Source organism: Micromonospora sp. DT201 (assembly GCF_049841575.1).
GTDB lineage: Bacteria > Actinomycetota > Actinomycetes > Mycobacteriales > Micromonosporaceae > Micromonospora.
Genome location: NZ_JBNCKP010000002.1, coordinates 531,608 through 551,864 on the forward strand (window position 1 = coordinate 531,608; position 20,257 = coordinate 551,864).

Genomic DNA, 20,257 nt, shown 5'->3' on the forward strand with positions numbered 1-20,257 from the left:
CGTTGCCGGACCGGCGCTGACCCCCTCTGGACTGCTTGCTACGTTTCCCGACGTGACTCATCTCGACCGGTGCGACGCGGCCAGCCGGACCTGGGTGACGGAGGCGATCGCCTCCGTCGAGGCGGACGCGAACCGCTCCGCCGACACCCACCTGCTGCCTTTCCCGCTGCCGCGGGACTGGGGGATCGACCTCTACCTGAAGGACGAGTCGTCACACCCCACCGGCTCGCTGAAGCACCGGCTGGCCCGCTCGCTGTTCCTCTACGGTCTCTGCAACGGCTGGATCGGACCACGCACCACGATCGTCGAAGCGTCGTCGGGCTCCACGGCCGTCTCCGAGGCGTACTTCGCCCGGATGCTCGGTCTGCCGTTCATCGCGGTGATGCCCGCCTCCACCTCGCCCGAGAAGATCGCGCAGATCGAGTTTCAGGGCGGCCGATGCCACCTGGTGGACGATCCCGCAACCGTGGTGGTCGAGGCCCGTTGGCTGGCGGAGGACTCCGGCGGGCACTTCATGGACCAGTTCACCTACGCCGAGCGGGCAACCGACTGGCGGGGCAACAACAACATCGCCGAGTCGATCTACGCGCAGTTGGAGTTGGAGCGGCATCCGATCCCGTCCTGGGTCGTGGTGGGTGCCGGCACCGGGGGCACCAGCGCGACCATCGGCCGGTACGCCCGGTATCGCCGGCTCTCCACCAAACTCTGCGTGGTAGACCCGGAGAACTCGGCGTTCTACCCAGCCTGGCTGGCCGCCGACTGGTCGGTGCGGACCGGGAAGGGCTCCCGGATCGAAGGGATCGGCCGTCCCACCGTGGAGGCTTCGTTCCTGCCCTCGGTGGTGGACCGGATGGTCCAGGTGCCGGACGCGGCGTCACTGGCCGCGATGCGCGCCGGATCGGCGGTGCTCGGCCGGCGGGTCGGCGGCTCCACCGGCACCAACCTGTGGGGTGCGTTCGGCCTGATCGCCGCGATGCTCGCCGAAGGCCGGACCGGGTCGGTGGTCACCCTGATCTGCGACCCGGGCGATCGGTACGCGGACACGTACTACGCCGACGACTGGGTGGCCGCCCAGGGCCTCGACCTGACGCCGCACCTGGCCACGATCGAACGGTTCCTGGCCAGCGGCACCTGGCCCGCCTGAGCTCTGTCAGCCCCGTTCAGCGCGGGTCGATCCGTTCGGCCAGGCCGGGGTAGCGCACCACGTAGCCGCTGTCGTCCAGATCGATGTCGGCGGTGAAGGTGCCGCTTGCGAACCGCACCCGGCCCGGCCCGCGCCCGGTGTAGATCTGCTCGGCCGGCACCACCTCCAGGCCAGGCAGCAGCACCCACGCGACGGTGATCCGGTGTGCCAGGTCGGCCGGCTCGGCGGCCAGCCGGAGCCGGTGGACCGGCAGGGTGTTGAACAGCGGCGAACCGCTCAGGTCGACGTCGAGTGCGTCGGCAAGCCGGTCCGGGTCATCGGTGCCCGGCAGACCGGCCCGGGGATGACCGGCCGCGACCAACGCCGCGTCCAGGTCGCCCTGCTCGGCGGTGGTCACCCGCCACCGGTCGGCGGCCCGCTCCAGCGTCACTTTGCGCAGCCAGCCCAACCCTTCGGCCTCGACCTCGACGCGGGCGGTGGTCCACTCCGGCGTGGTGGTCAGCTGGTAGCGGGCGGTCCAGGGGATCGGGTCCACGGCGAGCAGGGTGCCGCGGGCCGCCAACCCGTGGCCGTCGTCGAGCAGCACCTGCTCGCTGCCTGCGGTGTCCGTCCGGGACCAGAAGATCGACTTCGGCATGGTCGGCATGAGCCGGACGTTACGCGACCGGGCCGGCAACGGCAGCGCATGCGCGAACGCCGCCGCGAAGCATGGGCTCCGCGACGGCGTTCGGTGGATCAGTGGATCAGTGGGTGCGCGCCGGCGGTCGCCCGCCGAAACCGCGCCGGTCGTCGCGCGGCCGCTCGTCGCGCGGCCGGTCGTCGCGCGGCCGGTCGTCGCGCGGCCGGTCGTCCCGGCCACGGCTCTCCGGGCGGAAGCCACCCCGAGTTTCCCGGTCGCCGAAGCGCCGCTCGCCAGTCGGCCGGTCACCCCGGCCGTCCCGGTCACCGGACTGCGGCCGGTCGCCGAACCGACGCTCGCCCTGCGGCCGGTCACCGTAACCCCGGGTGTCCCGGTCGGCGTAACGCCGCTCGCCGGTCGGCCGGTCACCGTACTGGCGGTCACCCTGGGGGCGGTCGCTGTAACGTCGCTCGCCTTGCGGGCGGTCGCCGTACTGGCGGTCGCCCTGGGGGCGGTCGCTGTAACGTCGCTCGCCGGTGGGGCGGTCGCCGTACTGGCGGTCACCTTGAGGGCGGTCGCTGTAACGTCGCTCGCCTTGCGGGCGGTCGCCGTACTGGCGGTCGCCCTGGGGGCGGTCGCTGTAACGCCGCTCGCCGGTGGGGCGGTCGCCGTAACGGCGCTCGCCGCCCGTGCGGTCGCCGAACCTACGCGGGCCCCCGGCCCGGTCGTCGAAGCGACGCGATCCGCCGGAGCGGTCGCCGTAGCCCCGGGGCTCAGCCTCGACACGAACTGGGACGCCGCTGGGCTCGCGGGCACCGACCAGCTCGGCCAACGCCGGGTCGCCGACCCGGACCCGGCTCTCGGCCGGCGCCACGCCGGCCTTCTCCATCATCGCCAGGGTGGTGCGGCGCTGCTTGGGCAGCACCAGCGTGGCGACCGCGCCAGACTCGCCCGCCCGTGCGGTGCGCCCCGCGCGGTGCAGGTAGTCCTTGGGGTCCTTCGGCGGGTCGACGTGCAGCACCAGGGTGACCCCGTCGACGTGGATGCCCCGAGCCGCCACGTCCGTGGCGACCAGCACGTTCATCCGGCCCTCACGGAACTCGGCCAGCGTCTTGGTACGCATCCGCTGGGTCTTGCCGCCGTGCAGCCCACCGGCGCGTACGCCGACGGCCGCGAGCTGCTCGACCAGTCGGTCCACCCCGAGCTGGGTGCGGGCGAAGACCATGGTCCGGCCGTCACGGGCAGCGATCGAGGCCGCCACCGGGAACTTCTCGTGCGGCGGGATCAACAGCATGTGGTGGTCCATGGTGGACACCGATGCGGTGGACGGCGCCGTGGAGTGGGTCACCGGGTCGGTCATGAACCGCTTGACCAACGCGTCGACGTCACCGTCCAGGGTGGCCGAGAAGAGCAGCCGCTGCCCGTTTGCGGGCGTCTTCGACAGCAGGTCGGTCACCTCGGGCAGGAAGCCCATGTCGGCCATCTGGTCGGCCTCGTCGAGCACCGTGACCTCGACGTCGTCGAGCTGGCAGATGCCCCGCTCGATCAGGTCGCCGAGCCGGCCCGGAGTGGCCACGATGATCTCCACGCCGCGCCGCAGTGCGTCGATCTGACGGTCGTACGGGACACCGCCGACGGCAGTCTTGAGGAAGATGCCGACGGACTTGCCCAGCGGCACCAGCGCGTCGTTGACCTGCATGGCCAGCTCGCGGGTGGGCACCAGGACCAGGGCGCGCGGACGCATCGGCCGGGCCCGGTTGCGGTTGGACAGCCGAGCGATCATCGGCAGACCGAAGGCGAGCGTCTTGCCCGAACCGGTCTGCCCGCGGCCCAGCACGTCGCGGCCGGCGAGCGCGTCCGGAACGGTGGCCCGCTGGATCTCGAACGGGCTGGTGATGCCCTGCTGTGCCAGCGCGCGCACCAGCGGCTCGGGCAGGCCGAGCGAGGCGAAGCTGATCGGATCGGCGGCGGTCTCCGTCGGAGCGGTCCCTGCCGGCAGAGCGCCGGCCTCGTTCGGGGAAGCGTCGAGCGGCTCCCGAGTGCTGTCGGTCGCCGGGGCCGGGTTGGAAACGGACGTAACGGTGCTGTGGTCAGCAGAGGTGGTCAACAAAAGCCTTTCGAGCGGGGCGCATCTTCGCGATGGCCTGCCGCGGCTGTGCCGCCGGATCGCCCGCAAGATCGCCCAGGGGCGCACACCACGCGCGCCGGGTCAGTGATCTCAGCCAGTGTACGGCGATCTGGCGAAGCCGCCAGCCGGTTGCCCGACGGTAGTGGGCGGACTCACCATCGTCCCCACTCGGCGGCTCACCCGTTGAGCACGCTGCCCATCAGACCGTCCAGGGCGTCGCCGGCGAGCAGTACGACCATGACGCTGATCGCCACCAGCAGCCCCAGAGCGGCGGCCAGGACGATCATCACCCGAGTGTTCCTGGACCGTTCGGCCGGTGCGTCCGACCAGCCCTGGGCCAGGATGTGCCCGGTCAGCGAGCCGGAATTCTCCACCGCGTTGGCGGGCATCGCGATCGTGGTGAAACCCGGCCCCTCGCCGCTGCCGTAGACGGTGCCGGCCAGGTCAGAGCCACCGCCGTGCCGCCCACGGGCACCGGCCACACCCTGTCCAGCGGAGCTACCCGAAGAGCTGCCCGTCGGCACGGTCATCCGCGAGTTTCGGCTGCCGTTCCCGTTCAACGGGGAAGCGCCGGCGGTGGACGGCGGCCAGCTCGGCAGCGCTGGCGCGGGTACCACCGGCGAGGCAGGGGCGGGTGTCTCAGCGAACGCCCCGCCGGTCGTCGGGCGTGCCGTCCCGGGGGTGGACGGCCACCCGGCCGGCGGTGCGGAAATCGATGCGTTGGCTCGTACGCCGGGCGTGTCGGTCATCGCCGGCGGCGGCGGGAACGGCGGCGCCGGCATCGGGCCGGGCGGGGCTGGTGGCGTGGGCACCGGCGGACCGGGTGGCGGCACGGGTGGGCTCGGGATGGGCGGTGCCGGAGGGCCCGGGATGGGCGGCATCGGCGAGGGCGGCGGGACAGGTGGACCCGGGACGGGCGGAACCGGACCGGGCGGCGGCGTGGGTCGGGGCCCCGGCGTCGGCATCGGGCTGGGCGGGTACGGACCCGGGGTCGGTGCGGGCTCCGGTTCGGGTGGTGTCGGCTGGGTCGGCCCAGGGCCGGGTGGCGTGGGTGCCGGCCCCGGCTCCGGAGTCGATGGCGTCGGCGGCTGGGCCGGCTCAGGCGGCTGGGCCGGCTCGGGATTCACCGGCCCGGCTCGGTAGACGGCCGGCGTGCTCCCCCGACCGGCCGGGGTGCCCATGGCACCGGCCGTGAGCCGGCTGCTGCCGGGAACCGTGGCGCTGGCCCGGGCCGGCGGGGCTGAGTCGTTCCGCTGTCCGGGCAACGCGACATCGGCGGGCCGCTGTCCGGGCAACGCGACATCGGCGGGCCGCTGTCCGGGCAACGCGACATCGGCCGGGTCGGGCGAGCCGGTCGCACGGTAGGTGGTTGCGGTGACCGGGGAACTGGCCGGCAGATCACTGCGGAGAGCCCCGGCAGTCGAGACGCTGGCGCGGGCTCGCACCGGCGCGGCAGCCTGGTTCGGACGATCGTCGGCGGTCGCCGGCTGTCCGGCGCCCACGTCGGTGGCCGCTGGTTGCTGGGCGTCCTGGTCGGTGGCCGCTGGTTGCTGGGCGTCCGGCTCGGGAACGTCCGTGGCAACGACGGCGGAGGCGTCGGCGGCACTGGTGTCAGGGGTGGCCGCGGCTGTGCCGCTCGTGGCCGGGCCGGCGTCAGAGGCAGCCGAATCAGCGCCGGTGGCAGCCGGGTCGGCGTCGACGGGGGGCACCGGGTCGGCGGTGCCTGGCCTGGGCGGGTCGGCTCGGTCGACCACGGGGTCGAAAGTCTCCGCCGGATCATTCTGCTCGGCCATCTCCGCCCTCCGCGCCATGCTCGCACCCGGACCCGTGACGTCGAGTCGGATGTGCCTGGTTGCCACGGTGCCACAGATCTTCCCGAGCGGACAGCCGGAGCCGGTCGTGGCGGATCAACCCGTGGCGCTGGCGCTGCCGCTGCCCGTCGCGCTCGTGCTGGCCTTCGGCGTGGTCGTCGGGGCGGTGCTGCCCGGGGCGCTGGTCGGTGCCGAGGGCATGGTCGTCGGGGTGTTCGTCGGTGTCGGCGAGGTGCCCTTGGTCGGCGTGGGCGTGGGCGTGGGCGTCGGCGTCGGCTTGGGCGTCGGCGTCGCGCTGCCGGTGGGCTTCGGAGTGGTTGACCCCGTCGGTGTCGGCTTCGTGGTCGGCGTGGGCGTGGGCGTCGGCTTCGGGGTGGGCGTCGGCTTCGGTGTGGGCGTCGGCTTCGGTGTGGGCGTCGGCTTCGGTGTGGTGACCGGCAGCGTTGGGATGGTCACGATCGGTGCCGGCACTGCGCCGATCACCCGGGTGGCCGCGTACAGCCGGGACCAGCCGACGACCGAGATCTTGACGACGTCGCCGGTGGTGGGCGCCTGCACCATCTTGCCGTTGCCGATGTACATGCCGACGTGGTGGATCGTCGTCCAACTGCTGCCGGACGCGAAGAAGAGCAGATCACCAGGGAGTAGTGCGCTCTGCGGAACGGTCCGGCTCCGGGTGGCGGCGTACTGGTCACGGGCGACCCGGGGCAGGTCGAAGTAGTCGGCACCCGAGGACCGGTAGGCCGCCCACATCAGGCCGGAGCAGTCGAACTGGTTCGGCCCTTCCTCGGACCACTTGTACGGATCGCCGAGCTGCGCGAGCGCGTACCGGACCGCGGCCAGCGCCCGGGGGTGCGCGGCCATGCCGCTGATGTTCTGGTTGTTGACGTACCCGGCACCGATCTGCTGCTCGGTGGCTTCCTGCAGGCGTTCGATGGCGATCAGCTGGGCGGCGTTGTCCCGGCGCAGCTTGAGCAGACTCGCCTCGGCGGTGCGGAGCGCCGTCTCGCCTGCGGTGAATTTCGCCTCGGCGGCGGCGAGCAGGTCCTTGGCTTGGGTGTGTTTCTGGTAGGCGTCCTGCTCATTGACACGGGCACGGGCCAACTCCCCGGCCACTCCGGTGGTGCCGCCGTCGACCTTCTCGCCGCGAGTGATCTGCTGCAGGCGGCTCAGCCCACGGATCTCCTGGGCAAGCTCGCCGGGCGGCAGCGCGGCGGCAGCCCTGACGGCGTCCGCGGCGGCAGCCTCGGCCGCCTGCTGGGCTCGGAGCAGGGCGTCCTGCGTGGTCGCGAGCACCTTGCCGGCAGCTTCTAGCTGGGCCTGCGCCTCGGTGCGTTTCTGCCGGCTCTCCAGAAGCGCCTCGCCGAGTGTGCCGACCTCGGTCTCGGCGGCGTAGATCTGCGCGGCCAGCGGCCCGGTGCCGATGTTGCCGATCGGTGGGGCCGGCACACCAGCGACGGGTGGGCCGCCGGGCAGTTGAAGCGCGCCGACCGCCTGCGGGCGGGAGCCGGTGTCCGGCACGGTCGTGGGCACCCCAGGCTCGGCGTACGCGGGGGTGGCCAGCACTGCGGCGGCGATCGCGCCGAGCAGGGCGGCCCAGAGCTTCGGACGCAGCACCGGCGAGATCACCGGGCTCCGTCGTCGCTGCCGTCGCCCGCGCTCGCTGTCGACCATGCCGCTCCCCGTCCCGCCGCTCGTCGCCGCGCTCGGTGGGCACGGCCGTCGGGACGGTACCAGTGTGTGTGTTCCGCCCCATCTTGTTACTACCGCACCTCGCCACCCTTGTCGATGCGTGATGGGGTTACGGGAGGCTGAGAGTTAGGTGAAGTAGGTCGCCGCCGACCGTGCCGCTGGGGTTGTCGGCGCCCCGACGTACTCTCGATCGGGACCGCAGGTGGAAGGGACGTGCCATGGACGCCGGACTCAAGCGTGAGCTCGAAGCGAAGGTGTACGCCGGTGAACGGCTGACCCGGGAGGACGGGGTCGCCCTCTACGACAGCGACGACCTGACCTGGTTGGGGCGGCTCGCCCACCACAAGCGCACCGAGCTCAACGGCGACCGGGTGATGTTCAACGTCAACCGGCACCTCAACCTGACCAACGTCTGCTCGGCGTCCTGTGCGTACTGCTCGTTCCAGCGCAAGCCGGGCGAGAAGGACGCGTACACGATGCGCATCGACGAGGCGGTCCGCAAGGCCAAGGAGATGGAGGATGAGCAGCTCACCGAGCTGCACATCGTCAACGGCCTGCACCCCACGCTGCCCTGGCGTTACTACCCGAAGGTGCTGCGTGAGCTGAAGGCGGCGCTGCCGAACGTCAAGCTCAAGTGCTTCACGGCGACCGAGGTGCAGTGGTTCGAGAAGATCAGCGGTCTGAGTGCCGACGAGATCCTCGACGAGCTGATGGACGCCGGCCTGGAGTCGCTGACCGGCGGTGGCGCGGAGATCTTCGACTGGGAGGTCCGGCAGCACATCGTCGACCACGCCTGCCACTGGGAGGACTGGTCCCGCATCCATGCCCTTGCGCACAGCAAGGGCATGAAAACCCCGGCGACCATGCTGTACGGCCACATCGAGGAGCCCCGGCACCGGGTCGACCACGTGCTCCGGCTGCGGGAGCTGCAGGACGAGACCGGTGGCTTCGCGGTCTTCATCCCGCTGCGCTACCAGCACGACTTCGTGGATTCGGCCGACGGCAAGATCCGTAACCGGATCCAGGCGCGCACCACGATGGCTTCGCCGGCCGAGTCGTTGAAGACGTTCGCCGTCTCCCGGCTGCTCTTCGACAACGTGCCGCACGTGAAGAACTTCTGGGTGATGCACGGGCTGTCGGTGGCCCAGCTCTCTCTGAACTTCGGCGTGGACGACCTGGACGGCTCGGTCGTCGAATACAAGATCACGCACGACGCCGACTCGTACGGCACCCCGAACACCATGCACCGCGAGGACCTGCTGCAACTGATCTGGGATGCCGGTTTCCAGCCCGTCGAACGGGACACCCGTTACAACGTGGTCCGGGAGTACGACAAGGCCCCGTCGCTGGCCGAGCGGCGCGCTGAGCCGCAGCAGGTCTGGGCCTGAGTCACCACGTACTCTCGCAGTCGATGACCGAGCAACGCAGTTCTGAGCAGCAGAGCGGGTTTCCTCGCCGGGACGACGAGGGGCGCATCCGTACCCTGGGCGATCTGCTCGGGGTGTGCCTGGCGGGTCTGGTCATCGGCGTGCTGGCGTTGGTGCTGTTCGAGTGGGGGTTCGCCTCGGCCGGCGCCGGCGATTTCGGGCACACCAACGGCTGGCTGGCGGTGATCCTGCCCGCCTGGCTGTTCTGGGACGATTTCCGGGCCTGGGGGTTCGGCGCGGCCCGGGTGGTGGCGGCGGTGGTCGCCGCTGCCGTCGGGGTGTTCGTCGGGCTGCTGATCGCTGGTCTGGGCGCCGGGTTGCCGCCGCTGCTCTCCGGCGCGTTGGCGGCGGGGGCGTTCACAGTGGCGTACGCGACGGTTTGGTTTCCGGGCGTCCGCTGGCTGGCCCGCCGGACCGGCTGACCGTGACCGCCCGCTGGGCGGATCGACTTTTCCGCCGGCACCGGCGGGTGACGGAGAGAACGGAGTGGTGCAGGTGAGCGCCGCGCTCAAGTACACGCTGGGCCGGATCGGGCTGTTCGTCGCCGTGCTGGCGGCCCTCTGGCTGATCGACATGAACGTGTTCCTGAAGCTGATGCTGGCACTGGTCTTCTCTGCCGCGCTCTCCTTCTTTCTGCTGCGTGGCTGGCGGGACGAGATGGCCGAGGAGATGGCCAGCGCCTCCGAGCGCCGCCGTACCGAAAAGGAACGCCTCCGCTCAGCCCTAGCCGGCGACGACCCCACCACCCCCACCCCCACCACCCCCACCGACCCCACCCCGCCCACCGACCCCACCGACAAACCTTCGCGTTGATCAAGAGGTTTGCGTCACCGACAGCCGATCTGGTGACGCAAACCTCTTGATCAACCTGCGTTCGGCGGGGTGGGGGAGCAGTCGGGGTTGGGGTTTTACCAGTTGGTGGAGCCGGGGGTTTTGGGCCAGGGCTTTTGGAGCGGCTTGATCAGGTAGGCGATACCACCGGAGCCGCCGGAGACGCCGCCGCTGGCGTTGGTGCGCTTGGTCCGCAGCCAGATCTGCTCGAACTGCGCACGCTTGTAGACGTTGCGCACCACGTCGTTGCTGGACGAGGCCGGGTCGTTGACGATCACGTCGCCGTCGGCGGTGAAGCCGACCACCACGAAGAGGTGCCCAGAGGTCCCGTAGTTCGCACCGTCCAGCTCACTGGCGAGGAAAGACTGGCTGGTCACGACGGGAATGCCGGCGGCGATGAAACGCTCCAGCTCGTCCAGTGAGTGCAGTCGGGTCACCCGACTCTCCAGGCCGGGGAAGCTGGCCGCGTACGCGGTGTTGAACGGCCAGTTGCCGGCGCCGTCGTACTCGTAGTCGTAGGTCGACCGGGCGGCGTGGTTGACCGTCGGGTCGGGGTAGGTCGGGTCCACCCAGGAGGTGTCGGCCTTTGACGGCTTGCGACCCCAGTACTCGACCACCATCTCGGTGGAGGTGGGTGAGCACCACGCCTCGCCGCCGCCGTCGTACTCGGGGTAGTGCCCGGCGTGCACGTTCTGTGAGTAGCGGGGCACCGGTAGCTCGACGCCCCAGGCGATGTGTCCGGCGCTCGGCGTCACGGTGAACCGGTCCGGCACGGTGGAGCTCATCGCGCCGAGCATCCGGACCACCGGCGCGGCGGTCTGCCCGGGTGCCCGGTAGAGGGTCAGCCGCAGCTGGTACGACCGCAGCAGCACCCCGGCGGCGGCGTCGTCGATGCTGAAGGTGTCGGTCCAGATCGACGAGAAGGGATCGCCCTGCCCGTCGAGGCTGGTCCGCTTGATGTCGGTGTCGCCGGACGCCCAGCGACCCATGACGTACCACGGGGTCTGGTCGCCGCTGGTGTATCTGCCCTGCATCTCCACCTGGATCCAGGTGCCGGCGGGGGTTTCCGCGTTCCACGAGGCGATCAGCTCGGTGGCGTCGAACCCGATCCGGGTGACCGGTGAGGTCCAGGTGCCGTACTCCCAGGTGCGGGTGGCGCCGGTGTGCGGGTCGGCGTACTCGGTGGTGCCGGCGGGGCGGGCCAGGGTGAGGCCCGCGCGGGCACCGGGCACCACGCGGGTGCCGGCCCGGCTGCCCCGGTGCCAGTCGGCGGGCCCGGACCAGTCCTGGTAGGTGATCTGTTCGTCGTGGCTGGGGGTGGGCGGGCGGCCCGCCGTCGCGGGTGCGGTGGTGGCAAACAGGGTGAGTGCGGTGACGCCGGCGATGGCGGCCGCGCGCAAGCGGGATCTGGCCATGAGTGCTCCGCGGTGTCGAGAGGGGCATCGTCGCTGGCCAGTTTTCCGCTTGGAGAGAAGTTTCGCCATATGTTCAAGCTTGGAAAACCATTGCCGCAGGGATGATCAGCTCGGGATGCATTAGACAGTGATCAATATTGATATGACCATGTGACGGGTGGTGAAGTGTCCTTCACCGAGCGGGATCTCCCGCCCATCGAGGAGGTAGTCCATGGCCCTCCGCACGCCAATCCCTCTCCGCCGCGTCCTGGTGCTCGCCGTCGTCACCGGGCTGGGAATCGTCACCGTCGCCGCGGGTCCGGTCGCCGCCCGACCGGCACCGGACCGGACCGCCGAGCCGGCCGCCGCCGGCTATCGGGTCCTCGGACCTCGAACCCTCGCCGACCGCAACGCGGTGGCCCGCACCGGAGCCGCCATCGACTACTCCGAACACGGGGTGCTGCACATCTCGGCCACTGCGGTCGAGGCCGCCGCGATCGGCAAACTCGGCTTCCGGCTCGAACCGCTCGCCCCACCGCCCAACGCCGAGCGCGGCGCCGACGGGGTGGGCACGCTGGCCTTCCCGCCCGCCGACTCCAACTACCACGACTACGCGGAACTGACCGCCGTCGTGAACCAGGTCGTCGCCGACCACCCGGCGATCGCTCGCAAGATCAGCATCGGTTCGTCGTACGAGGGCCGCGACCTGATGGCGGTGAAGATCTCCGACAACGTCGGCACCGACGAGGCCGAGCCGGAGATCCTGTTCAACTCCCAGCAGCACGCCCGTGAGCACCTGACCGTCGAGATGGCGATCTACCTGCTCAACCTCTTCACCGACAGCTACGGCGGTGACTCCCGGATCACCAACATCGTCAACAGCCGGGAGATCTGGATCGTCCCGACGGTCAACCCGGACGGCAGCGAATACGACATCGCCACCGGGTCGTACCGGTCCTGGCGCAAGAACCGGCAGCCCAACAGCGGCTCGTCCAACGTCGGCACCGACCTGAACCGCAACTGGGGCTACAACTGGGGTTGCTGCGGCGGCTCGTCCGGCAGCACCTCGTCGGAGACCTACCGGGGGCCGTCGGCGTTCTCCGCACCCGAAACGCAGGCGCTGCGCAACTTCGTCAACGGCCGGGTGGTCGGTGGAGTGCAGCAGATCAAGGCCAACATCGACTTCCACACGTACTCGCAGTTGGTGCTCTGGCCCTACGGCTACACCACCGCGAACACCGCGACCGGGATGAGCGCGGACCAGTACAACACCTTCGCCACCATCGGCCAGCAGATGGCGGCCACCAACAACTACACCCCGGAGCAGTCCAGCGACCTCTACATCACCGACGGGGACAGCCTCGACTGGTTGTGGGCAACCCACAACATCTGGGCGTACACCTTCGAGATGTATCCCGGCTCGTCCGGCGGCGGCGGCTTCTACCCGCCCGACGAGGTGATCGGAGCGCAGACCTCGCGCAACCGGGAGGCGGTGCTGATCCTCAGTGAGTACGCCGACTGCCCGTACCGGGCCATCGGCAAGCAGGCGCAGTACTGCGGCGGTGGTGGTGGCGGCACAACGGTCTGGTCGGACACCTTCGAGACCGCCACCGGCTGGACCATCAACCCGGCCGGCACCGACACCGCCACCGTCGGGGCGTTCGAACGGGGTGCCGCCCAGGCGACCACGTCCTCCGGCGCCAAGCAGCTCACCCCGTACGCCGGTGCCAACGACCTGGTCACCGGCCGGCTCGCCGGCTCGGCGGCCGGTGACTACGACGTGGACGGCGGCGTGACCAGTGCGCGGTCCCCGGCGGTGACCCTGCCGTCGTCCGGCACGCTGACGCTCTCGCTGGCGTGGTACCTGGCGCACGGCTCGAACGCCTCGTCGGCGGACTACCTGCGGGTGAGCGTGGTGCACAACGGCGGCACCACCGCGCTGTTCACTCAGGCCGGCGCGGCGTCCAACCGCAACGGGAGTTGGGCGGTGGCCAACCTCAACCTCACCCCGTACGCCGGCCAGTCGGTCCGCATCCTCGTCGAGGCGGCGGACTCTTCCGGTGCCAGCCTGGTGGAGGCGGCTGTGGACAACGTCACCATCACGTCCTCCTGATCGGGTGGGGTCCCGTCCCGCCCACGACGGGGCCCCACCACCCGTTTCTGAACGCCAGGATCCCGGACATTTGCCCCTCAGCTCCCGCTCTGCGGCACTCAGGCGGATCGACTCGTGACGATCGGCCCGTGAACGATCCGGCACGTCGCGACGGTGCGCTACCGTCTTAGCGACAAGTCCGCAGCGAAGCCGGTGCGAAACCCGGCGCTGTCCCGCAACTGTGATGCCCCACCCGAGGGTGGGGACGAGCCAGGTCGCCTCGGATCGGTCGCGATACGCGCTCTCGAGGAAGGGCGCCTCGTGGGCGGGCGTACGAAAGTCCCTGTCGGCGAAGCACCACACTCCTCGACCGACAGGAGGCCCCTATGTTCAGACGTACCCCTCGACTCTTCGCCGCGACCCTCGCGGTTGCCGCGCTCGCCCTCGGCGCCTGCGCCGAGAAGGCCGACGACAAGCCGAGCACCGCAACAGCAGCCGCTGCCTACCCGGTCACGGTCGGTGCGCTCACCCTCGACAAGCGCCCCGAGAAGATCGTCTCGCTGTCGCCCACCGCGACCGAGATGCTCTTCTCGATCGGTGCCGGCCCGCAGGTGACCGCCGCTGACGGCCAGTCCAACTACCCGGCCGAGGCGCCCAAGACGGACCTGTCCGGCTTCCAGCCCAACGCTGAGGCGATCGCCGGCAAGAACCCCGACCTGGTGGTGATCTCCGACGACCGGAACAAGGTCGTCGAGCAGCTCGGCAAGCTGAAGATCCCGGTCTACCTGACCCCGGCGGCGACCACGCTTGACGACTCGTACAAGCAGATCACCGAGCTGGGCACGCTGACCGGGCACGCCGACCAGGCCACCGACGTCGCCACCCGAATGAAGGACGACATCGCCAAGCTGGTCAAGGACCTGCCGCAACGCGCCGAGAAGCTCACCTACTTCCATGAGCTGGGCCCGGAGTTGTACACCGCCACCAGCAAGACCTTCATCGGTTCGCTCTACAGCCTGGTCGGCCTGACCAACATCGCCGACCCGGCCGACGCGGACGGCAAGAGCGCCGGCTACCCGCAGCTGTCCCAGGAGTTCATCGTCAACGCGGACCCGGACTTCGTTTTCCTGTCCGACTCCAAGTGCTGCCAGCAGAACGCGGACTCGGTCAAGGCGCGCAGCGGCTGGGCTGGGCTCACCGCCGTGAAGAACAACCAGGTGGTCGCACTGGACGACGACATCGCCTCCCGCTGGGGCCCGCGCGTCGTGGACCTGCTCCGGGTCATCATCGACGCGGTCGTCAAGGTGCCCGCGTGACCCCCGTGGCTCGGTGAGCGCGAGGAGTGAGCCGGGTTTGCGAGCCCCGCAGTCGCGAATGTGGGTGGCTCGGTGAGCGCGAGGAGTGAGCCGGGTTTGCGAGCCCCGCAGTCGGTCGCCCGGCCTGCGGGGCTGCGCATGCGGTGGCTGGTCGCCGGGGTGTTCGCGGTGCTCGTCGCGCTCGTCGCCGGGGTGTCGCTCGGCCCGGTGAGCCTGCCTCCGGGCAGTGTCGCCGCCGAGCTGCTCAACCTGATCCCGGGGGTGCACCTCGACAGCGGGCTGTCCGAGCGTGAGATCGCGATCGTCACCGAGCTGCGGCTGCCCCGGGTGGTGCTGGGCCTGCTCGTCGGCGGTCTGCTGGCTCTCGCGGGCGGCTGCTACCAGGGCGTGTTCCGCAACCCGCTGGCCGATCCGTACCTGCTCGGTGTGGCTGCCGGCGCCGGCCTCGCGGTCACCGCGGCCATCGCCCTCGGCGGTGCCGGCCGACAGGGCTCGATCTCCGGGTTGCCGATTACCATCCCGCTGGCCGCGTTCGCCGGTTCACTGCTCGCTGTGACGATGACCTATGTGCTCGGCGCTGCCGGCGGGCGCAGAGGGTCTCCGGCGATGCTGATCCTGGCCGGGGTGGCGGTGTCCGCCTTTCTCTCCGCCGGGCAGACGTACCTGCTGCAACGAAACTCCGACAGCATCCAGCCGGTCTACTCCTGGCTGCTCGGTCGGTTGGCAACCGCCGGATGGCATGACGTGCTGCTGGTGCTCCCGTATGCCGCACTCACCACCGTGGTGGTGCTGCTGCACCGCCGCGAGTTGGACGTCCTCGCGGTCGGTGACGACGAGGCGAGGAGTCTGGGCCTGCACCCGCAGCGCACCCGGTACCTGTTGATCGCTGCCGCTTCCCTGGGTACTGCGGCGGCGGTCTCGGCGACCGGGCTGATCGGCTTCGTCGGCATCATCGTGCCGCACACCGTCCGGCTGCTGGCCGGGTCGAGTTACCGGGTGATCCTGCCGATGTCACTGTTGTTCGGCGGTGCGTTCCTGGCGCTGACCGATGTGGTGGCCCGCACCGCCGCGGCTCCGACCGAGGTGCCGATCGGGGTGGTGACCGCCCTGCTGGGCGGCCCGTTCTTCGTCCTCGTGCTGCGGACCGCCCGACGGGCGCTCACGTGAGTCCCGAATCCACCGCGTCCGCTGCTGGCCGGCCGGTCGACGGCGGTGTGCCGGCCGTCGAGGTGCGGGGGCTGCACGTCAGCCTGGACGGCGCGCCGGTCCTGGCCGGCGTCGACCTCACTGTCGCCGGCGGCGAGTGGGTCACCGTGATCGGCCCGAACGGCGCCGGCAAGTCGACCCTCTTGCGGGCCGTCGGCGGCCTGCTGCCCGCGCCGCCCGGGGCGATCACCCTGTTCGGTACGGCGAGTGCCGCGCTGCGCCGCCGGGACCGCGCCCGGGTGGTGGCCACGGTGGCACAGTCCCCGGTGGTGCCGCCCGGCATGTCGGTGCTGGATTACGTGCTGCTCGGCCGCACCCCGTACATCCCGGCGCTGGGACGGGAGTCGACCGCCGACGTCGATGCCGTGTACGAGGTGCTGGGTCGGTTGGACCTCACTGGTTTCGACCGCCGCGAGTTGGTGACCCTCTCCGGGGGTGAACGGCAGCGGGTGTTCCTCGCCCGGGCGCTCGCCCAGGGTGCGACGCTGCTGCTGCTCGATGAGCCGACCAGCGCTCTCGACATCGGCCACCAGCAGGAGGTGCTGGAGGTGGTCGACCAGTTGCGCCGTGAGCATGGTTTGACCGTCCTCGCCACGATGCACGACCTCTCCCTGGCCGGTGAGTACGCCGACCGGATGGTGCTGCTCGCAGGCGGTCAGGTGGTGGCCGCCGGGACCCCGTCCGAGGTGTTGACCGAGCACCTGCTCGCCACCCACTACCGGGCCAGCGTCCGAGTAGTCCCCGGCACCCACGGCCCCCTGGTGGTCCCCGTCCGCCCACCCCGCCCCAACTCCCACCCCGCCTGACCCAACCCCACCCGCCTGACGCTTGATCATGGGGTTTGCGAGCGCAAATAGGGCGAAGGTGCCCGTCAACCTCATGATCGCCGGGCTCGACAGTGGGGTGGGGTGGGGGTGGGGGTCCGTTAGGGGCCTAGGTCGATTACGGAGAAGAGTGCGCCCTGGGGGTCGCGTAGGGCTGCGAACCGGCCCGCCGGGATGTCACGTGGCGGAACGAGGATGGTCCCGCCCAGTGCGGCGGCGCGGGCTGCCGCGGCGTCCGCGTCGGCCACCGCGAAGTACACCGTCCAGTACGCGGGCAGGTCGGCCGGGAAGTCGTCGGCCAGTGGCGGCATCATCCCGGCGACGATCTGCGTCCCGAGCCGCCACCCGGTGTACGTCATCTCGCCGACCGGCTGGTCGTCCGGCTGCCAACCGAACACCAGCTCGTAGAAGACCTTCGCGCCCTCGGGGTCGGGGGTGACCAGCTCGTTCCAGCTCATCGCGCCCGGCACGTTGAACACTTCGGCGCCGGCCATCGCCAATGGCTGCCAGACGCTGAACGTCGCGCCGGCCGGGTCGGCGAAGACCGCCATCCAGCCTCGGTCGAAGACCTCGAAGGGCGGCACGACCACCTGCCCGCCGGCCCGTTCGACCCGACCGGCGACCAGCTCCGCGTCGTCGGTCGCGAGGTACGTCGACCAGATGGGCACCTGGTCCGGGATCGCTGGCGGTCCGGCCCCGGCCACCGGCTTGCCGTCGAGCAGGAAGACGGTGTAGCCGCCCGCCTCAGGTTCCGGTGTCACCCGGCCGGTCCAACCGAACAACTCCGGGTAGAAGCGCCGCGCGTCGGTCAGGTCCGGGGTGGCCAGGTCGGCCCAGCAGGGCGTACCCGGCGGGACGGTGCTCACGGTCAAGACCCCTCTCGGCCCGGGCGGTCACGACGACCCCCTGCCGGAATCCTGGCACCGTCCCGCCGCCGTTCGGGGCGGAAACGGACGAATCGTCAGCTGAACCGGCGACCCTCGTCTCGCCGGTAGGCCCAGCCGGCGAGCGATGCGAGCACCACGACCCAGACACCGAGCATGATCAGCGCTATCGGCTGGACGCGGTAGTCCCCGACCGCCGCCCACATCAGCTCCGCCGCGCCCCGGGTCGGCAGGTACGGCGCGATCGTCTCGATGAACCCCGGTGCCTCACCCGGCGCGGAGAGCAGGCCGCCGCCGAACGCGAGGGGCAGGAAGACCACCTGCGCCACCACGATCGCAGCCTTGCTCGGCAGCGAGTAGCCGATGGCGAGCCCCATCAGCGTGAACGGCACCGAGATGACGGCCACGGTGCCGGCGGCCAACAGGAACTCCACCGGGCTGATTCGGGCTGCGGTCAGCGTCGCGCCGATCACCACGACCGGGATCAGCGAGAGGTAGGTAAGCGCCAGGCCGGCGAGCACCCGGCCGGCGAACCGCGGTGCCGGCCCGGCCGGCAAGGTCCGGGTGTACGGGTTCCATGGCTGGTCGCGATCCTCGGCGACGCCGATGCCGTACTGGAAGATGTTGGCGCTCATCACCGAGAAGGTGACCATCGACGCGGTGGCGAAGGTGGCGCCGGTCGCGTCGTCCCCCGCGAACGGGACCACGAAGAAGATCATGGCGGCGGCCGGGAAGAACGCGCTGCCGAAGACGGCCACCGGAATCCGGATGATCTCCAGAAGCTGGTAGCGGGCGTGGACCAGAGCTAGCTGCACGGTCGCCTCCTCAGATGGTGGTGGGTTGGCCGCCGGCAGCGGCGGTGGTGGGCTGGCCGCCGGCAGCGGCGGTGGTGGGCTGGCTCTCAGCGGTGGGTTGGCCCCCGGCGGGTTGGTCCCCGCTGGTGACGGCGAGGAAGGCCTCCTCCAGCGAGGTCGGCCGTACCTCCAGGTCGCTGAAGGCCGTTCCGGCCGTGACCAGCGCGCGGACCAGTTCGTCGGCGTCGGTGGTGAGCAGGTGCAGCCGGCCGTCGATCCGCTCGGTGCGGACCAGGCCCGGCAGGTCGGGCAGTTGGTCGGCGACCAGGCTGACCCGGCGTACGCCGACGATGCCGCGCACGGCGTCCACGGTGTCGTCGACGAGCACCCGGCCCTGACCAATCACCACCACCCGGTGGGCCAGTGCCTCCACCTCCTCCAGATAGTGGCTGCTCAGCAGCACGGTGCCGCCGTCGTGGTGAAACGCGCGGATCGCGTCCCACAGGGTGTGCCGGGCGGCCACGTCCAGGCCGGTGGTCGGCTCGTCGAGCAGCACCAGCCGGGGCCGGCCGACGAACGCGAGCGCCACCGCCAACCGGCGGCGCTGCCCACCGGAGAGCCCACCGGTCTGCCGTTTACCGAGATCGCCAAGACCGAAGCGGTCGAGCAACTCCCCTCGGGGCACCGGGTCCGGGTAGTGCGCGGAGACGAAGTCGACGACCTCGCCGACCCGCAGCGTGCCCGGCAGGCCGGTCTCCTGCGGGGTGACCCCGATCTGCCGCCGGGTCGCCGGGTCGCGGGGGTCGCCGCCGAACAGCTCGACCCGCCCCGAGCTGGGGCGGCGCAGACCTACCAGCAGGTTCATCAGGGTGCTCTTGCCGGCGCCGTTCGGCCCGAGCAGGCCGACCAGTTCACCGGCATGGACTTCCAGGTCGACGCGGTCGAGGGCGAGGACGTCGCCATACCGGCGACTGGCCTGGTCGGCGCGGGCGAGGGTCATGGATGCTCCTTCGACTGGGTGGGGTCGAGCAGGGTGCGGATCGCTTCGGTGTATTCCTCGAACGCCAGCCGACCCCGCCGGCTGAGCCAGACCAGGGTTGCCGGGGTGCGTCCACGGTGGGTCTTGCTGATTTCCACGTAGCCGGCGTCCTCAAGTTTGCGCAGGTGCACGGAGAGGTTGCCGGCGGTCATCGCGAGCAGTTCCTGCAACCGGGGGAACGCGATCCGGTCACCATCGCCGAGTGCGGAGAGGCTGGCGACCACCCGCAGCCGGGCCTGTGCGTGGATGACCGGGTCCAATTCGGTCATCGGCGGTTTCGCTGTCGCCGTCGGGCGATTGCGCCAGCGACCAGGATCCCACCGCCGCCGGCCACCGACACGACCAGTGCGTGCCAGCCCGGCCCGGCGATCACACCGACCACGTTGAGCACGCTGATCCAGATGCCCAGCCGGAACAGGTCCCGGTCGAGCCAGATCGCTCCGCCGGCCATGTGCAGCGCGCCGGTCAGCCCGACGGCGGTCGCCGACCAGAGCAGCGCCGCCAGGTCGTGTGGCAGGTGCTCAGAGACCCGGCCGAGTCCCGCGTAGACGCTCACGGATCCTAGGCCCCAGGCCCAGAGGTACCAGTGTCCACGTCGGGCGGAGGCGCCGGTCACCTGCCCGTAGGCCCGCGCGCCGGCCGTCGTCTGGACGATTGCGGCAACCAGCAGCAGCGCGTAGAGAACGGTCAGCGGCAGCCAGCTCGGCAGCCGGAGCAGCTCCCGATCATCGGGGGAGAACCGCAGGAAGAACAGCCCGAAGCCCACCAGCCAGGCAACTCCCCACGGCCAGTAGACCAGACGGGCGTCGGGATCGAGCCGACGGACGGTCGCAGACCGCTGATCCTCGATGAGCCGGAGCGCCGCTGCGGCGTCCTCAGGCGGCAAGTCGTCGTCGGGGTCCACGCAAAGAACTTTACGCAACAAAGTCAACGCTGGATGCCCCTGACGTCTCGGGCGGGGTAATCGATCGCGGTGGGGGTGCCTATGGTGGGGAGGCGTAGCGGCTGATCCGTCGCACAGGACACAGGGGAGGGTCAGTGTCGAGCCCGAGCAAT

Annotated in this window: 18 protein-coding genes and 1 riboswitch; of the genes, 8 read left to right on the forward strand and 10 right to left on the reverse strand. The window is 70.9% G+C overall.

The features are described 5' to 3' along the window. The first annotated feature begins 52 nt into the window (after window positions 1-52). Entirely contained in the window at window positions 53-1,144 is a 1,092-nt protein-coding gene (locus ACLQ28_RS06335; RefSeq protein ID WP_425685230.1) for a PLP-dependent cysteine synthase family protein, read from the forward strand. A gap of 16 nt (window positions 1,145-1,160) precedes the next feature. Here the strand turns inward: ACLQ28_RS06335 and ACLQ28_RS06340 are convergent, their stop codons facing one another. The 4 genes from ACLQ28_RS06340 to ACLQ28_RS06355 all read right to left on the reverse strand — a co-directional run bounded on the left by ACLQ28_RS06340 (window position 1,161) and on the right by ACLQ28_RS06355 (window position 7,376). Then, window positions 1,161-1,781, reverse strand: coding sequence for a putative glycolipid-binding domain-containing protein (locus ACLQ28_RS06340; RefSeq protein ID WP_425685352.1), 621 nt, complete (start codon window positions 1,779-1,781; stop codon window positions 1,161-1,163). A gap of 106 nt (window positions 1,782-1,887) precedes the next feature. Next, complete coding sequence (locus ACLQ28_RS06345) at window positions 1,888-3,762, reverse strand: DEAD/DEAH box helicase (protein ID WP_425685353.1); 1,875 nt, start codon at window positions 3,760-3,762, stop codon at window positions 1,888-1,890. 305 nt (window positions 3,763-4,067) lie between these two features. Beyond that, window positions 4,068-5,702: a hypothetical protein gene (locus tag ACLQ28_RS06350; RefSeq protein ID WP_425685231.1), complete on the reverse strand. Its 1,635-nt coding sequence runs from the start codon at window positions 5,700-5,702 to the stop codon at window positions 4,068-4,070. Between the two features lie 96 nt (window positions 5,703-5,798). Further along, window positions 5,799-7,376 (reverse strand): NlpC/P60 family protein, encoded by a 1,578-nt coding sequence (locus ACLQ28_RS06355; protein ID WP_425685232.1) that lies wholly within the window; start codon window positions 7,374-7,376, stop codon window positions 5,799-5,801. Window positions 7,377-7,612: 236 nt separating this feature from the next. Between ACLQ28_RS06355 and mqnE the strand changes: the two genes are divergently transcribed. From mqnE to ACLQ28_RS06370, 3 genes are all read left to right on the forward strand, one after another. Continuing rightward, window positions 7,613-8,782 (forward strand): aminofutalosine synthase MqnE, encoded by a 1,170-nt coding sequence (gene mqnE, locus ACLQ28_RS06360; protein WP_425685233.1) that lies wholly within the window; start codon window positions 7,613-7,615, stop codon window positions 8,780-8,782. Between the two features lie 23 nt (window positions 8,783-8,805). After that, window positions 8,806-9,243 (forward strand): hypothetical protein, encoded by a 438-nt coding sequence (locus ACLQ28_RS06365; protein WP_425685234.1) that lies wholly within the window; start codon window positions 8,806-8,808, stop codon window positions 9,241-9,243. Between the two features lie 73 nt (window positions 9,244-9,316). Continuing rightward, entirely contained in the window at window positions 9,317-9,634 is a 318-nt protein-coding gene (locus ACLQ28_RS06370; RefSeq protein WP_425685235.1) for a DUF4229 domain-containing protein, read from the forward strand. Window positions 9,635-9,729: 95 nt separating this feature from the next. Here the strand turns inward: ACLQ28_RS06370 and ACLQ28_RS06375 are convergent, their stop codons facing one another. Next, window positions 9,730-11,067, reverse strand: a complete 1,338-nt coding sequence (locus ACLQ28_RS06375; RefSeq protein WP_425685236.1) for a C39 family peptidase — start codon at window positions 11,065-11,067, stop codon at window positions 9,730-9,732. Window positions 11,068-11,278: 211 nt separating this feature from the next. Here ACLQ28_RS06375 and ACLQ28_RS06380 point away from each other — a divergent pair, with 211 nt between their 5' ends. The 4 genes from ACLQ28_RS06380 (at window position 11,279) to ACLQ28_RS06395 (ending at window position 16,466) form a co-directional block, all read left to right on the forward strand. Continuing rightward, complete coding sequence (locus ACLQ28_RS06380) at window positions 11,279-13,159, forward strand: M14 family zinc carboxypeptidase (RefSeq protein ID WP_425685237.1); 1,881 nt, start codon at window positions 11,279-11,281, stop codon at window positions 13,157-13,159. Between the two features lie 188 nt (window positions 13,160-13,347). Next, window positions 13,348-13,413: riboswitch (cobalamin riboswitch) on the forward strand. A gap of 111 nt (window positions 13,414-13,524) precedes the next feature. Next, a complete protein-coding gene (locus ACLQ28_RS06385) occupies window positions 13,525-14,454 on the forward strand; it encodes an ABC transporter substrate-binding protein (protein WP_425685238.1) in 930 nt (309 codons plus the stop codon). A gap of 138 nt (window positions 14,455-14,592) precedes the next feature. Then, entirely contained in the window at window positions 14,593-15,621 is a 1,029-nt protein-coding gene (locus tag ACLQ28_RS06390; RefSeq protein WP_425685354.1) for a FecCD family ABC transporter permease, read from the forward strand. A gap of 47 nt (window positions 15,622-15,668) precedes the next feature. After that, window positions 15,669-16,466 (forward strand): ABC transporter ATP-binding protein, encoded by a 798-nt coding sequence (locus ACLQ28_RS06395; protein ID WP_425685355.1) that lies wholly within the window; start codon window positions 15,669-15,671, stop codon window positions 16,464-16,466. Between the two features lie 119 nt (window positions 16,467-16,585). Here ACLQ28_RS06395 and ACLQ28_RS06400 read toward each other — a convergent pair whose 3' ends face one another. The 5 genes from ACLQ28_RS06400 to ACLQ28_RS06420 form a co-directional block, all read right to left on the reverse strand. Further along, window positions 16,586-17,350 carry a VOC family protein gene (locus ACLQ28_RS06400; RefSeq protein ID WP_425685239.1) on the reverse strand — a complete coding sequence of 255 codons (765 nt, stop codon included), beginning with the start codon at window positions 17,348-17,350 and terminating at the stop codon, window positions 16,586-16,588. Between the two features lie 95 nt (window positions 17,351-17,445). Then, window positions 17,446-18,183, reverse strand: a complete 738-nt coding sequence (locus tag ACLQ28_RS06405; RefSeq protein WP_425685240.1) for an ABC transporter permease — start codon at window positions 18,181-18,183, stop codon at window positions 17,446-17,448. 10 nt (window positions 18,184-18,193) lie between these two features. Continuing rightward, window positions 18,194-19,162, reverse strand: coding sequence for an ABC transporter ATP-binding protein (locus tag ACLQ28_RS06410; protein ID WP_425685241.1), 969 nt, complete (start codon window positions 19,160-19,162; stop codon window positions 18,194-18,196). After that, complete coding sequence (locus tag ACLQ28_RS06415; RefSeq protein ID WP_425685242.1) at window positions 19,159-19,470, reverse strand: transcriptional regulator; 312 nt, start codon at window positions 19,468-19,470, stop codon at window positions 19,159-19,161. The genes ACLQ28_RS06410 and ACLQ28_RS06415 overlap by 4 nt, the downstream gene beginning before the upstream one ends. After that, window positions 19,467-20,105, reverse strand: coding sequence for a transporter (locus ACLQ28_RS06420; protein ID WP_425685243.1), 639 nt, complete (start codon window positions 20,103-20,105; stop codon window positions 19,467-19,469). The genes ACLQ28_RS06415 and ACLQ28_RS06420 overlap by 4 nt, the downstream gene beginning before the upstream one ends. Between the last annotated feature and the right edge of the window lie 152 nt (window positions 20,106-20,257).

What these genes read in the sequence shown, in the direction of transcription:
- ACLQ28_RS06375 (WP_425685236.1), bottom strand. Translation starts at nt 11,067, where the DNA reads ATGGCCAGATCCCGCTTGCGCGCGGCCGCCATCGCCGGCGTCACCGCA.
- ACLQ28_RS06365 (WP_425685234.1), top strand. Translation starts at nt 8,806, where the DNA reads ATGACCGAGCAACGCAGTTCTGAGCAGCAGAGCGGGTTTCCTCGCCGG.
- ACLQ28_RS06350 (WP_425685231.1), bottom strand. Translation starts at nt 5,702, where the DNA reads ATGGCGCGGAGGGCGGAGATGGCCGAGCAGAATGATCCGGCGGAGACT.
- ACLQ28_RS06390 (WP_425685354.1), top strand. Translation starts at nt 14,593, where the DNA reads ATGCGGTGGCTGGTCGCCGGGGTGTTCGCGGTGCTCGTCGCGCTCGTC.
- ACLQ28_RS06415 (WP_425685242.1), bottom strand. Translation starts at nt 19,470, where the DNA reads ATGACCGAATTGGACCCGGTCATCCACGCACAGGCCCGGCTGCGGGTG.
- mqnE (WP_425685233.1), top strand. Translation starts at nt 7,613, where the DNA reads ATGGACGCCGGACTCAAGCGTGAGCTCGAAGCGAAGGTGTACGCCGGT.
- ACLQ28_RS06340 (WP_425685352.1), bottom strand. Translation starts at nt 1,781, where the DNA reads ATGCCGAAGTCGATCTTCTGGTCCCGGACGGACACCGCAGGCAGCGAG.
- ACLQ28_RS06380 (WP_425685237.1), top strand. Translation starts at nt 11,279, where the DNA reads ATGGCCCTCCGCACGCCAATCCCTCTCCGCCGCGTCCTGGTGCTCGCC.
- ACLQ28_RS06410 (WP_425685241.1), bottom strand. Translation starts at nt 19,162, where the DNA reads ATGACCCTCGCCCGCGCCGACCAGGCCAGTCGCCGGTATGGCGACGTC.
- ACLQ28_RS06355 (WP_425685232.1), bottom strand. Translation starts at nt 7,376, where the DNA reads ATGGTCGACAGCGAGCGCGGGCGACGGCAGCGACGACGGAGCCCGGTG.
- ACLQ28_RS06385 (WP_425685238.1), top strand. Translation starts at nt 13,525, where the DNA reads ATGTTCAGACGTACCCCTCGACTCTTCGCCGCGACCCTCGCGGTTGCC.